This is a genomic window from Myxococcus llanfairpwllgwyngyllgogerychwyrndrobwllllantysiliogogogochensis (assembly GCF_006636215.1).
Classification (GTDB): domain Bacteria; phylum Myxococcota; class Myxococcia; order Myxococcales; family Myxococcaceae; genus Myxococcus; species Myxococcus llanfairpwllgwyngyllgogerychwyrndrobwllllantysiliogogogochensis.
The window spans coordinates 19678-31929 of sequence record NZ_VIFM01000122.1; the positions used below are offsets into that span (position 1 = coordinate 19678).

Consider the following 12252-nt stretch of genomic DNA (forward strand, 5'->3'; position numbering starts at 1 on the left):
ATCCCCGACAGGAGCCGCCGCTGACGCGCGCTACTCGTCGCGCAGCGGCAGCTCCAGGGTGAGGCCGTCGTACGCCACTTCCAGGGGCCCCTTGAACTCCTCCCGCGCCTGGTTGAGGAGCTTCGCGGGGTCCGTGTCGTGGCGGCTGGACAGGTGGGTGAGAATCAGTCGCCGCGCTCCCGCCTCGCGCGCCACCCAGGCCGCCTCCCGGGCCGTGGAGTGATGCGTCTCCTGGGCCCGCTCCTGCTCGTCATCGGAGAAGGTGGACTCGTGGATGAGCAGGTCGGCGTCCTTCGACGCGTTCACCACGGCGGCGCACGGCCGGGTGTCTCCGGAGATGACCACCCGGCGTCCGGCGCGCGGCGGGCCCAGCACGTCCTCCGGCTTCACCGTCCGCCCGTCCTCCAGCGTCACGGCCTCGCCCTTCTGGAGCTTGCCGAAGCTGGGGCCCGGGGGCACGCCCAACTCGCGCGCCTTCTCCACGTTGAAGCGCCCCGGCCGGCCATCCTCCACCAGCGCGTACGCCAGTGCGTTGATGCGGTGGTCCACGCCCACCACGTGCAGCGCGTAGCCGTCGCGGCGGATGACGTCGCCGTCCTTCACCTCGTGGATTTCGATGGGGAAGGACATGGCCTCCACGCCCAGGTGCACCGCCTGGTGCAGGAGGCGCCGCGCGGGGGGCGGGCCGTACAGGTGGATGGCGTGCTCGCGCCCCATCATCCCCAGCGTGCGCAGGAAGCCGATGATTCCCAGGTAGTGGTCGGCGTGGAAGTGCGTGAAGAAGACCGCGTCCACCGTGAAGCCGGTGCCAAAGCGCACCATCTGCCGCTGGCTGCCCTCGCCGCAGTCGAACAGGAGCAGGTCCGTGTCCGCCTTCACCGCGAGCCCGGAGAGGTTGCGGTGAAGCGTGGGCTGCGCGGCGGAGGTGCCGAGGAACGTGAGCTTGAGGAGGGACATGCCGGCACTTCCCACGCGAAGAGAGTCTCCCGCGCCACACCCACGGCGCGAGGCGCCATTTAGCAGGGTTTGGACCCTCCCGTGCTATGAGGCCGCGCTCCCAGACACCGCCATGCCTGAATCCCTGACGTTCGCTCCCACCCCCGACCCTCGCCGCGTGCGCGCTCCGGATGGACGCGTGCTCACCGTTCCGGAGGGCTGGGCCCTGCTGCCCCCCGGTGACGCCGGCCTCACCCGCCGTGTGAAGGCCGCCGGCCCCACCTGGACGGTGGTGGAGAAGGTGGGCCGCAAGCTCTTCTCCCGGGGCGTGTGGGCCCCCGAACCCCACATCCACCAGGCCCGCGCCGCGCTGGACTCCGAGCGCGCCACGCCCGCCTACGCGAAGAAGCTGGCCGCCGGCCGCGAGCGCCGCGCCCGCGAGCAGGAGCAGTACGAGGTCGACTTCGCCAACGCCGTGCTGCGCTTCCTCGCCTTCTCTCCCGCGTGGCTGCCCCATGCGAAGCGCCTGGCCGTGCTCGTCGCCGCGCATGCCACGCCCGTGGGCAGCGGCACCGTGGCCCGCACGGAGCGCATCCCCGTGGAGCGCCGCGCGGAGGCCGCCGTCATCGCGTGGATGCGGCACCAGACGACCAGCTACGACAACCTGAAGATTGCCCGCGTGAAGGGCGCGCGGCGCGAGGTGCGGCGCGAGCTGGCGGAAATCTCCCGCGCCGTCCTGGACCTGCACCGCCGTGACGTGCCCCACGGGCCCACGGCGTGTCCGCTCTGCACCGCCCTGATGAATGTGGGTGGTGGTGCGCGGCAGGGCTGACCCGGGCGCTGGGGCTGGAATACCGACGGGTTTCTGACCCGCCGTTCAGTCAAGTTGCGCCATTAATGACCGCCGGGTTAGTAACGGGTCCGCCATGCCGAGACCCGCTGACCCTCATGCGAGGGAAGCCCTGATGACCGCGGCCCGAGCGGAGCTTGCCCGCAAGGGGCTGCGCGGGGCGCGAATCGAGGACATCACCGCCGCGTGTGGGCTCTCCAAGGGCGCCTTCTATCTGCACTTCCCCTCGAAGGAGGCGCTGTTCGCGGAGGTGCTGGCCCTGTTCGAGTCACACCTGACCGAGGTGAACACGCGGCGGATGGCGGAGGTGGAGCGCCACTTCCGTGAGCAGGGTGTGATGGGGCCGCGCGACAGGCTGGAGCGCAGCGCGCGTTATCAACAGTTCTGCGAGCTGGAGGCGGCGTTCGATTTGGAGTCGCTCGAGCTGATGTGGTCCTACCGGGACGTCGTCTCGGTGCTCCTCAGCGGCAGTCAGGGCACGCCCTTCGAGTCGCTCCTGTGGCGCATGACGGACGCGCAGGTGGAGCGCGTGGCGGGAGACTTCCGGCGGTTGCAGGAGGCGGGCGCGGCGGACCAGGAGATGGACGCGAAGCTGTTCGCCTCCGTCATCGTCGGCGCGTACGTGCTCCTGTCCCAGCGCATGGTGCACCTGCCGGAGAAGCCGGACCTGTCCGCCTGGGCGTACACGCTCCAGCGCCTGTGCGAGGGCGGCACGCTGCCCCGCTTCGATGCGCCCGTGCCCGTGTCCGAGCCTGTTGTCTCCCGGGCCAAGCGCCCCACGACTTCCCAGCGCCGGCCTCCCGCCCGCGCGAAGACCCGCCACACCCCGAGGAAACGCCCGTGAACCCCACCTGGAAACCTTCCGCCCCGCGCGCGCTCGCGGCGTTGGGTGTCGTCGTCACGGCGCTGTCGTTGCCCGCTTGTAGCAAGGCGGATGCTTCTTCCACTCCGGCCGCTGTCGCGAAGACGGACGCGGCCGCGCCCACGGTGAAGCTGGTCGCCACGCGCACGGTGCGAGCCGCGCCCCGCGAAGAGGTGACGGGCACGCTGTTCCCCGCGCAGGCGCTCCAGGTGGGCTTCGAGGTGGGGGGCCGACTCGCCGCCGTGAAGCTGGGCAAGGGCGCGGCGGTGAAGAAGGGCGACGTGCTGGGGCAGCTCGACGTGGAAATCGTCGACGCGCAGGTGGCGCAGGCGCAGGCGGCGGTGGCCGCCGCGGAGGCCGGTTCGACGATGGCGTCCGACGTGGCCTCTCGCAACGAGGCGCTCCAGAAGGAAGGCGGGGTGAGCGACTTGCAGAACCGCTCCACCTCCGCGACGGCGGCGCAGGCTCGGGCGCAGTTGCTGGCGGCGCAGGCACAGCTGGCGCAGGCGCGAGCGGCGCGGCGGCGTCATGACCTGCGCGCGCCCTTCTCGGGCACGCTCATCGACGCGCCCGAGCAGACCGGCGCCACGGTGGGGCCGGGCACGCCGCTGTTCAATCTGGAGAACCTGGACACGCTGCTGCTCAAGACGACGGTGTCGGAGTCGCTGCGCTCGCGGCTGAAGCCCGGCGCGAAGGTGCGGGTGGAGTCGATTGGGAGCGCGGGGGTGTTCACCGAGGACGCGACGGTGCGCACCATCCTCCCTTCCGCGGACCCGGCCACGCGCCGGGTGCCGGTGGAGCTGTCGGTGCCCAACGCGGATGGCCGCTTCGTGGCGCACACGCTGGCGCGCGCGGTGCTGCTGTTGGGCGAGGACCAGGACGCGCGGGTGTTGCCGGGCACGGCGCTGTCGTCCTCCAACGGGGACCATGTCTTCGTGGTGGGGAGCGGCGGCGAGGTGAGCCGTGTGGACGTGCAGGTGTTGGAGCGGCGTGAGCGCGAAGTAGTGGTGCTGGCCCGCTCGCCGCTCGAGTCCGTCATCGACCACCCCACGCCGGGCCTGTCACAGGGCTCGCGCGTCACCGTGAAGTAAGGGGAGGCCGTCCATGTTCCTCAGCGACGTCTCCATTCGCCGGCCGGTGTTCACGGCCATGTTGTCGCTCTGCCTCATCGTCCTCGGACTGATGGGCCTGGGGCGCCTGGGCACGGACCTGTATCCGGACGTGTCCTTCCCCGTCGTCGTCGTCACCACCGTCTACAAGGGCGCGGGTCCGGGTGAAATCGAGACCCAGGTCGTCAAGCCCGTGGAAGACGCCGTCGCGGGCATCAGCGGCGTGGACAAGATTCACTCCTGGAGCCGGGAGAACCTGGGCACGGTGGTGGTGCAGTTCACCCTGTCCACCAACGTGGACCGCGCGGTGCAGGAGGTGCGCGACAAGATTGCCGGCATCGCGAACAAGCTGCCGCAGACGGCGGACGCGCCGGTGGTGGGCCGCGTGGACCTCTCCGCGACGCCCATCCTCACATACGCCGTGTCGGCGGACATGCCGTCGCAGTCGCTGCGCCGGCTCATCGACGACCGAATCAAGCCCGCGCTCGCGCAGCTCGAAGGCGCGGCCGAGGTGCGCATCACCGGTGGCGACACGCGCGAGATTCAAATCGACGTGGACCTGGACAAGGCGCGCTCGGCGGGGGTGTCGCCGCTGGACATCGCTCAGCGCGTGGGCGCGGAGAACCTGGACCTGCCGGCGGGGCGACTGGCGCTGGGCGCGAGCGAGCTGACGGTTCGCTCGCTGGGGCAGTTCCGCGACGTGGACGAGATTCGGGCGTTGCCCGTGGCGCGCAGCCGGACGGGTTCGCAGGTGCGGCTGGATGAAATCGCCACGGTGACGGACGGCGTGGCGGAGCGGCGCACGGTGGCGCGGCTCAACAGCCAGGACGCGGTCATCTTGGAGGTGGTGAAGCAGCCGGGCTCGAACACGGTGGCGGTGAGCGACGCGGTGAAGCAGGTGCTCAGGGACATGGCGCCGGAGGTGGGGCAGGGCTTCACGGCCACGCTGCTCATCGACCAGTCGGAGCTCATCCGGGAGAACGCGCACGAGGTGTGGATTGCGCTCGTCTTTGGCGGGGCGATGGCGGTGCTCATCATCCTGATGTTCCTGTTGGACGGGCGCGGCACGTTCATCTCCTCGCTGGCGCTGCCCACGTCCGTCATCGGCACGTTCTTCGTGATGTATCTGTTGGACTACACGCTGAACCAGATGACGCTCCTGGGGTTGTCCCTGGCCATCGGTCTGCTCATCGACGACGCGGTGGTGGTGCGCGAGGCGATTACGCACCGGCTGGAGAAGGGCGAAGACCCGATGAGCGCGGCGGCCAACGGCACCAACGACGTGGGGCTCGCGGTGCTGGCGACGACGCTGTCGCTGGTGGCGGTGTTCGTGCCGGTGGCCTTCATGCCCGGAATCGTGGGGCAGTTCTTCAAGCAGTTCGGCATCACCATCTCCGCGGCGGTGCTCGTCTCGCTGTTCATCTCCTTCACGCTGGACCCGATGTTGTCGGCGCGGCTGGCGAAGAAGCGGGTGCCAGGAGAGGTCCACAAGGAGAACGCGGTGGCGTCGGGGTTGCGGCGCTTCCTGGACGGCACGGAGCGCGTCTACGCGCGCATCCTGGGCTGGGTGCTGGCGCACAAGTGGGCGACGGCGGGAATCACGGTGGTGGTGCTGGTGCTGTCCTTCGGAGCGGCGAGCCGGCTGGGCGCGGAGTTCATCTCGCCGGAGGACCGCTCGCAGTTCCTGGTGGATCTGCAACTGCCGGACTCCGCGAGCCTGTCGGAGACGGAGGCGCGCACGGCGGAGGCGGAGGCGTTTCTGCGCAAGTTGCCGGAAGTCACGGCCATCTATTCCATCGTCGGCACCAACGGCGATGTGAACAAGGCGCGCATGCGCGTGCTGACGGTGGGCAAGGGGCAGCGCACCAAGGGCATCCCGGTGCTGAAGGACGAGGCGCGCGCGCTGTTGACGCCGCTGGTGGCGACGCGGGTGAACCTGAGCGACCCGCCGACGATTGAGGGCCTGGGCGATTACTACCCCATCATGGTGCGCATCACCGGGCCGGACCTGTCGCGCGTCAATCAGGAGGCGGAGCGCGTCGCGGGCATCCTTCGCGGGCTGAAGGGTACGGAGGACGTGCGGGTGGAGGCGAACCCGCCGAAGCCGGAGCTCCAGGTGCGCATCGACCGGGCGCGCGCGAGCGACGCGGACATCAACGCGGCGGGGCTGGCGACGCAGCTGCGGCTGGCCATCAGCGGCGACGTGGTGGCGAAGCTGCGCGAGGGGACGAACGAGACGGACATCCGCGTGCGGTTGGCGGAGCGGGACAGGAGCACGCCGGAGCGGGTGCGGCAGCTGGAGGTGTACACGCCGCGCGGGTTGAGGCCGGTGTCGGACCTGGCGCAGGTGGAGCTGCGGGACGGGCCGAGCGTCATCGAGCACGAGAACCGGGAGCGGCAGATTGCCGTGTACTCGCAGCTCGCGAAGGGCGCGGCGCTCGGCGACATCGCGAAGGCGTTGAGGGAGCAGGTGGCGGTGGCGCCGCTGCCTCCCGGCTATGCCATTGTCTATGACGGGCAGATGAAGAGCCTGGATGAGCAGAACGAGGCCTTCAGCCTGGCGTTCGGTCTGGCGTTCGTCTTCATCTACATGGTGCTGGCGAGCCAGTTCGAGTCCTTCAAGCACCCCTTCACCATCATGGCGTCGCTGCCGTTGGCGCTGGTGGGCGCGCTGCTGGGGTTGGTGGTGACGGGTTACCACCTGTCGATGGGCGCGATGATTGGCGTCATCCTGTTGATGGGATTGGTGACGAAGAACGCGATTCTGCTCATCGACGGTGCGTTGCAGCACCTGCGTGAGGGGGATTCGGTGGACGTGGCGCTGATGAAGGCGGGTCCCCGGCGGCTTCGTCCGATTCTGATGACGAGCGCGGCGATGGCGATTGGCATGGTGCCGACGGCGGTGGGCTCGGGGACAGGCTCGGAGTTCCGCGCGCCGATGGCCATCTCGGTGATTGGTGGCGTCATCACCTCGACGTTCCTGACGCTGCTGGTGGTGCCGGTGGTGTTCGCGGCGATGGAGAAGGTCGGCTTCTGGAGGACGACGAAGGCGGAGGCGCCCGTGCCCGAAGAGGCCCCCGTGTCACCCGGGCCCAGCCCGGCCGCGTGACGACAGCGCCGGGCCCGAGCGTGGGTGTCTCGGGCCCGGTGTCCGGCTCAGTCCTTGAGGCCCGCGAACTTGCGCGCCTCGGCGAGCGCGCTGGAGTCAGGGAACAGCGTACGGGCGAGGGTGGCCGTGGTCGCGGCGCCCTCGGTCTTCCCCTGCTCCCCAAGGGACTCGATGAGGCCGGCCCAGGCTTCTTCGAGGACGTTCAACGCCCGGGTGGCTGCCTCTCGGTAGAGGGCCTCCGCCTCCAGGGGTGCGTCGCGGACGACGCTCTTGAAGCGGGCCAGTCCGATGAGCGCCTCAGGCGTTCTGTCCGAGGCGTCGACGGCGCCCAGGAGCAACTGCTCGACCTCCGCGAAGAAGGTGGCGGGGTCCGCGAGGTCTTCCTTCCCCCAGAGCAGAGCCCGGCTGGAGAGCAGCAGCCCTGGCACATGGGCGGGGCATTGGGTTCGCAAGCGTTCGAGCAGTCGCAATTGCTCCTCGCTGCCCCATTCCAGGCGCTTCGCCTCCGACAGTAGCTCCAGCAGTTCGTGGGGGCTCGGGTGCATGAGGGCTCACAGCTTCTGAAGCAGTCGGGAGTTGTCCTTCGCCACATCTTTCAAGAGCTTCAGCGCGGTCTGAAGCTCCTTCTTCGTTCCGATGCTGAAGTTCTCCGCGTCATACATCTTCTGGAGTTCATGCCGCGTGAAGTCCTTGAGCCGGGAAGGGAAGCTCGGCACGCGCTGCAGCCGGGCAGGTATCTCTCCCAGCTTCATGGAGAGGTCGGCAATCTGTCGGCGAAATGCCGTCGCCGCGGACTGCTCAATGAGTCCCGACGAGGTGGACTCGGCCACGAGCGCTTCGGCTTGCGCGAACTGGCCATCCGAAATCAGGTGGGTGATTCGCGCTTCCGCGCTGTTGCGGCCGAAGCCGCCACCGCTGCCCTCATCGACGTGAGCGCAGGAGAGCAGGCCGCATCCGATGAGGACGAGCGCGAGAGCCCAGCTCTTTCTTTGTGCCCGCGAAGTCATGCGGACGAGGGTACCTACAGGCTTCGGTGCGGCCCAGGTTATGGGCCGACACCTGTCTGCTCGTGAGCGCTCGAAACCTCAGCCGCCCGTGTACACGGGTGTCATCGCGTCGATGATGCCGTGCATGAGGCTCTGGCCTTCAGGGGTGTCCGGGCACAGTCCACCCCAGACGAGCGTGAGCCGGTCGGCCACCGGGCGCCAGTACATGCGGCCTCGCATGGCCACCGGCTCGTAGCTCTCCCGGCCGCCCGCGAGGTAGTCCTCCTCCGGCATGCCGAACACCGCGTAGTAGCTCAGGTCCGGCGCGTCCGCGTCCTCCGTGCGGTGCAGCCCGCTGGGAATCACACAGGCCACGTCCGCGCTGTGCCACGCACCCTGCCGGCCCGTCGTCACCTCGCGGACCTCGAAGCACATCCGCGACGCCGGACACCCCAACTCCCCCGCCGTCAGGAAGTTGTAGTCCAGCCGCGGAATCTCCAGCATCTCCTCCACGTCCGGCCGCCCGTCACTCCGGAAACCCCACGGATTGCCGTCGCGCTTGTACGAACGCACCCCGTACGCGCCATAGAAGACGTTGTACCAGGGGCTGTGCGGATTGAAGTAGTCCGAGCACCCCGCGCCATCCGGGAAGTCCGCGATGGTGAACGCCACCAACAAGTCGAACAGCCGCTTGTTGTCGAACGCCAGGAACGGCTCGCGCGCCACCGCCCCTATCGAACCCCGGATGCGTGGCACCGGCGTCGCGATACCCACCTCCTCCAGGAAGTTCGTCTTGCCCGGCAACGGCGTTGCATTCATGGCCATGACGGCCAGCTCTCGTTGTAAACCCATGGAATTCCGTACCCCGCTGCCACAGCTTATGGGACCGGAGTACACTGGTGAACATGCCGGAGAAGCTCGTCTTCGAGCACACCTTCGAAGGCCTCTTCGTTCGCGGGCTCGCGGGACGTGTCACGCCGGCCTTGAGGGAACGGCTGCGGGAAGTCGGTCTGGACCTGGAGGGCAAACTCCAGCCCGCCTACGGCTTCGACACCTGGTGCTCCGCCGTCCGTGTCACCGCCCGCGAGCTGCACCCCGAAGAGCCGCCCGAGGTCGGCTACGCCCTGCTCGGCGAGCGCATGGTGGACGGCTACCGTGAGACAGTCATGGGCCGCGCCCTCTTCAGCGTCATCCAACTGCTGGGCCCCCGACGCGGCGTGGGCCGGGCGCGGCAGATGTTCCGCTCCGGCAACAACTACACCGAGGCCCGCGTCGACGACGTCACCTCCCAGGAGGTCGACGTCTGGATGAACGAGGCGGGCCCCATCCGCTACTTCACCCAGGGCGCCCTGCGCGCGGGCCTGCGCGCCACCGGCGCCGTCCAGCCGCTCGTCACCGTGCGCGACTTCACCGCCCAGGACGTCACCTACCGCTGCACCTGGCGCGATGGGCTCGACCCCTGAGCCGGGCCTGCTCGCGGTGGATCTGGGGCTGCGCTCGGGCCTGGCCCTCTACGGCCGCGACGGCCGCCTGCGCACCTACCGCTCCCAGAACTTCGGCAGCCAATCGCGGCTGAAGCGCGCCGTGCCCTCCGTGCTCGCGGGCACCGGGCCCCTGGCCTTCCTGGTGCTCGAAGGTGGCGGGCCGGTGGCCGACGTCTGGGAGAAAGAGGCCCTGCGCCGCGCGCTGCCCGTGCTGCGCGTCTCCGCCGAGGACTGGCGAGAGCGGCTGCTCTACGCACGCGAGCAGCGCAGCGGAGGCCAGGCCAAGGACGCTGCGGATGGCCTTGCCCGCAGGGTCATCGACTGGTCCCACGCCTCGAGGCCCACCTCGCTGCGCCACGACGCCGCGGAGGCCATCCTCCTGGGCCTGTGGGGCGTGCTGGAAGTGGGCTGGCTGCCCCAGGTGCCCGCCGAGGTGCGGGCAAGATAGGTGGACGCGCGCACTCCGGGGCCGCGAGCGGACACCGGCTCCTGGTATGACAGCCAGATGCCCTGGACCTGGAGCCGTCGATGAAGCGTTGGGTGGATGCGCTCGCGCGCACGGGCTACCGGGGCGCGTACGCGCTGGCGCGGGTGTACTGGCTCGTGCGCCACCCCCGGACGCAGGGCGTCTTCGTGGGCGTCTGGCACGAGGGGCGCGTGCTGCTCCTCCAGAACTCCTACAAGCACCCGCTCAGCATGCCGGGCGGCGGCATGGACGCGCACGAGTCCCCCGCCGAAGCCGGCGCCCGAGAGCTGCACGAAGAAGTGGGCGTGCGCGTGGACCCCGCGTCGCTGCGGCCCGCCTTCGAAACCGTGGGCACCTCCGAGAACAAGGAGGACCATGTCCGCTTCCTGGAGCTGGACGTGGACTCCGAGCCCTCGCTCACCATCGATGACCGGGAGGTCACCTGGGCGGCGTTCATCGACCTGGACACCGCCTTGAGACTTCCTGTCTCCCCGCTGGTGCGGGCATACCTGGAGCATGCGCGTCCGCGCCGGAAGTGAGTCACCTCCGTGAGCGGTTGTCCCGGTGCAGGGCTATCGCCAGACGGCGCGAGCCGCGCGGTCGAAACAGGCTGTGAAGACAACCGCGCGCGACAAGACAAGGCGTCGAGGAGGGGGTCGCGCGCGGGTAGAACGAGACGTCAGCGAGCGTGCGCGGCGGCCTGCTCGTTCACCAGGAAGTGGCGGGTGCGGGCCTTGGTGAGCTGCCGCTCCGCCTCCTCCAGGGACACACAATCCACGGTGATGTCGTCGTTGGGCGCGGCCTCGGAAGCCACTCGCGCCGTCTGCAACCGGGCGATGGTGGAATCCGACACATGCGCGCACATGAGACAGCCTCGCTGACGACCGTAGGCCACCACCTCTCCGAAAATCGTGGCGGACTCCGGTTCCAGCGCCTTCAACCCCCGCATATCCGCCAGCACCAGGTGCCGGCCTCCCGCATACGCATCCGTCGCGGCCCGATAGGCCGTGGCGAAATCCTTCATCTCATTGGGTCGGACAAAGCCCTTCAGACGAACGGTGACCGTGCGACGGTTCGTATCGTTGGTGACCTCGAACATGGGCCCTCCCTCCTAGGGAGAGCAAACAATAACAAACATCGGGGCCCGCTCGAAACCACCCCCAGCAACTCTGTCCGCCCTGGAATAGTCGAAAGGAATTGTGTCGAGACAGACCCGGTACGCCGGAACATTGCCGCCACCCCACAGCGCGTTCCACGCCAACGCGAATGCTCCACGCCGGATGTGCAGTCGAGTCCGGGATGACTCAGGCGCGCTGACTGCTCTCACCGGTGAGGACGGCCGAGCCGATGAGATGCGCCAGCCGCAGCGCCTCTGGGACGCGGCCCTTGTCCGTCACCAGCGCGAGCGCGTCCGCGACGAAGGAGGGCTCCGCGCCCCGCACCTGGAAGGTGAAGCCGCCCACCTGATGGATGTCGCCCGCACGTCGCAGCCGGGCCCAGCGCGCGTCGGCCCGGGGCAGGCGCCGCAGCGCGCGCTCCACCGCGTCCAGGTCCGGAGGCCGCCGCATCACCGCCACGCAGGGCTTGCCCAGGCGCGCCGCCAGCTCCGGCAGGTCCACGACGTTGAAGCCCCCGAAGGCGATTCCGTCCAGCAGTACCAGGTGCAGCTGCGGGAGGAACTTGCCGCCTTCCAGGAGCCGGCACACCTCGCGCGTGGCGTTCCAGCCGTCGCGCCGCACGCGTCCCCAGACGAGCCCCTCGAAGCGCGTGCCCGCGCACACCACGCCCGCGAGCTGAACCGCGGAGCCCGCGCGGCGAGCGAAGGGCGCATCGTCGAAGCCGATGACTCGGGGGAAGCGGGGCAGGCGCATGGCCTGGCAGCCTCGCAAAGCGCGCGGGACTTGAGGACAGCAAAAGGAAGAAGCCCGACCCCGCGCACGCGGAAGCCGGGCTTCAGGGAACACCGTGTCGGAACGCTTCAGGCGGCGCGCACGTTCTGCGCCTGCAGGCCCTTGGGGCCGCGGCCGACCTCGAACTCCACCTTCTGGCCTTCCTGCAGCGTGCGGAAGCCATCCATGTTGATGGCCGTGTGGTGGACGAACACGTCCTCACCGCCACCGTCCTGCACGATGAAACCAAAGCCCTTCGCATCGTTGAACCACTTCACGGTACCAGTTGCCATGTATCGCGTTCTCTCGGGTGGTGCGGCGCGCCGCGGTTATCGGCCTTTGAGAAACTAGAGGCCGTAAGGCGGGACGTAGTTTGCCCGGGCCGACCGTCCGAGTGGAAGCCCCCTTGGCCGCTTGCCAGCAGCCACTCCTACTTCCAGGGGATGGACAGGCGCCGCGCGCCTGGGGATGCGTGCCTACCGTCATGGAAGCCCCTGGCTTCCCTTGGAAAGGAGCGTCCCATGGCCGTGCCGACCCCTCCGAATCCCACCCTTCCCCCGG

General features: G+C 69.3%; 14 protein-coding genes. 7 read left to right on the forward strand and 7 right to left on the reverse strand.

Going from position 1 to position 12252, the window contains the following annotated elements; all coding sequences use genetic code 11:
* Nucleotides 1-30: 30 nt before the first annotated feature.
* The gene (gene rnz / locus FJV41_RS26890; RefSeq protein ID WP_141645421.1) at nucleotides 31-957 is read right to left on the reverse strand and encodes a ribonuclease Z; all 927 of its coding nucleotides are present in this window, start codon (nucleotides 955-957) and stop codon (nucleotides 31-33) included.
* Nucleotides 958-1069: 112 nt separating this feature from the next.
* Between rnz and FJV41_RS26895 the strand changes: the two genes are divergently transcribed.
* The 4 genes from FJV41_RS26895 to FJV41_RS26910 all read left to right on the forward strand — a co-directional run bounded on the left by FJV41_RS26895 (nucleotide 1070) and on the right by FJV41_RS26910 (nucleotide 6866).
* Nucleotides 1070-1768, forward strand: a complete 699-nt coding sequence (locus tag FJV41_RS26895) for a DUF2293 domain-containing protein (RefSeq protein WP_141645422.1) — start codon at nucleotides 1070-1072, stop codon at nucleotides 1766-1768.
* Nucleotides 1769-1901: 133 nt separating this feature from the next.
* Nucleotides 1902-2630 carry a TetR/AcrR family transcriptional regulator gene (locus FJV41_RS26900; protein WP_246137434.1) on the forward strand — a complete coding sequence of 243 codons (729 nt, stop codon included), beginning with the start codon at nucleotides 1902-1904 and terminating at the stop codon, nucleotides 2628-2630.
* Nucleotides 2627-3739 (forward strand): efflux RND transporter periplasmic adaptor subunit, encoded by a 1113-nt coding sequence (locus FJV41_RS26905; RefSeq protein ID WP_141645424.1) that lies wholly within the window; start codon nucleotides 2627-2629, stop codon nucleotides 3737-3739. Before FJV41_RS26900 ends, FJV41_RS26905 begins: the two co-directional genes overlap by 4 nt.
* Before the next feature lie 13 nt (nucleotides 3740-3752).
* Nucleotides 3753-6866, forward strand: a complete 3114-nt coding sequence (locus tag FJV41_RS26910) for an efflux RND transporter permease subunit (RefSeq protein WP_141645425.1) — start codon at nucleotides 3753-3755, stop codon at nucleotides 6864-6866.
* 47 nt (nucleotides 6867-6913) lie between these two features.
* Here the strand turns inward: FJV41_RS26910 and FJV41_RS26915 are convergent, their stop codons facing one another.
* The 3 genes from FJV41_RS26915 to FJV41_RS26925 form a co-directional block, all read right to left on the reverse strand.
* Nucleotides 6914-7411: a hypothetical protein gene (locus FJV41_RS26915; RefSeq protein WP_141645426.1), complete on the reverse strand. Its 498-nt coding sequence runs from the start codon at nucleotides 7409-7411 to the stop codon at nucleotides 6914-6916.
* 6 nt (nucleotides 7412-7417) lie between these two features.
* Nucleotides 7418-7873 (reverse strand): hypothetical protein, encoded by a 456-nt coding sequence (locus FJV41_RS26920; RefSeq protein WP_141645427.1) that lies wholly within the window; start codon nucleotides 7871-7873, stop codon nucleotides 7418-7420.
* Between the two features lie 78 nt (nucleotides 7874-7951).
* Complete coding sequence (locus FJV41_RS26925; protein WP_246137435.1) at nucleotides 7952-8677, reverse strand: hypothetical protein; 726 nt, start codon at nucleotides 8675-8677, stop codon at nucleotides 7952-7954.
* 80 nt (nucleotides 8678-8757) lie between these two features.
* Here FJV41_RS26925 and FJV41_RS26930 point away from each other — a divergent pair, with 80 nt between their 5' ends.
* The 3 genes from FJV41_RS26930 (at nucleotide 8758) to FJV41_RS26940 (ending at nucleotide 10341) form a co-directional block, all read left to right on the forward strand.
* Nucleotides 8758-9315, forward strand: coding sequence for a DUF2378 family protein (locus FJV41_RS26930; RefSeq protein ID WP_141645429.1), 558 nt, complete (start codon nucleotides 8758-8760; stop codon nucleotides 9313-9315).
* A complete protein-coding gene (locus FJV41_RS26935) occupies nucleotides 9299-9784 on the forward strand; it encodes a hypothetical protein (RefSeq protein WP_141645430.1) in 486 nt (161 codons plus the stop codon). The genes FJV41_RS26930 and FJV41_RS26935 overlap by 17 nt, the downstream gene beginning before the upstream one ends.
* Nucleotides 9785-9864: 80 nt before the next feature.
* On the forward strand, nucleotides 9865-10341 hold the full coding sequence (locus tag FJV41_RS26940) for an NUDIX hydrolase (RefSeq protein ID WP_141645431.1): 477 nt from the start codon (nucleotides 9865-9867) through the stop codon (nucleotides 10339-10341).
* Between the two features lie 140 nt (nucleotides 10342-10481).
* On the opposite strand, the gene FJV41_RS26945 is transcribed toward FJV41_RS26940, so the two are convergent.
* From FJV41_RS26945 to FJV41_RS26955, 3 genes are all read right to left on the reverse strand, one after another.
* A complete protein-coding gene (locus FJV41_RS26945) occupies nucleotides 10482-10901 on the reverse strand; it encodes a hypothetical protein (protein WP_141645432.1) in 420 nt (139 codons plus the stop codon).
* A gap of 205 nt (nucleotides 10902-11106) precedes the next feature.
* Complete coding sequence (locus tag FJV41_RS26950) at nucleotides 11107-11673, reverse strand: endonuclease dU (protein ID WP_141645433.1); 567 nt, start codon at nucleotides 11671-11673, stop codon at nucleotides 11107-11109.
* A gap of 107 nt (nucleotides 11674-11780) precedes the next feature.
* Nucleotides 11781-11984, reverse strand: coding sequence for a cold-shock protein (locus tag FJV41_RS26955; RefSeq protein ID WP_015346287.1), 204 nt, complete (start codon nucleotides 11982-11984; stop codon nucleotides 11781-11783).
* Between the last annotated feature and the right edge of the window lie 268 nt (nucleotides 11985-12252).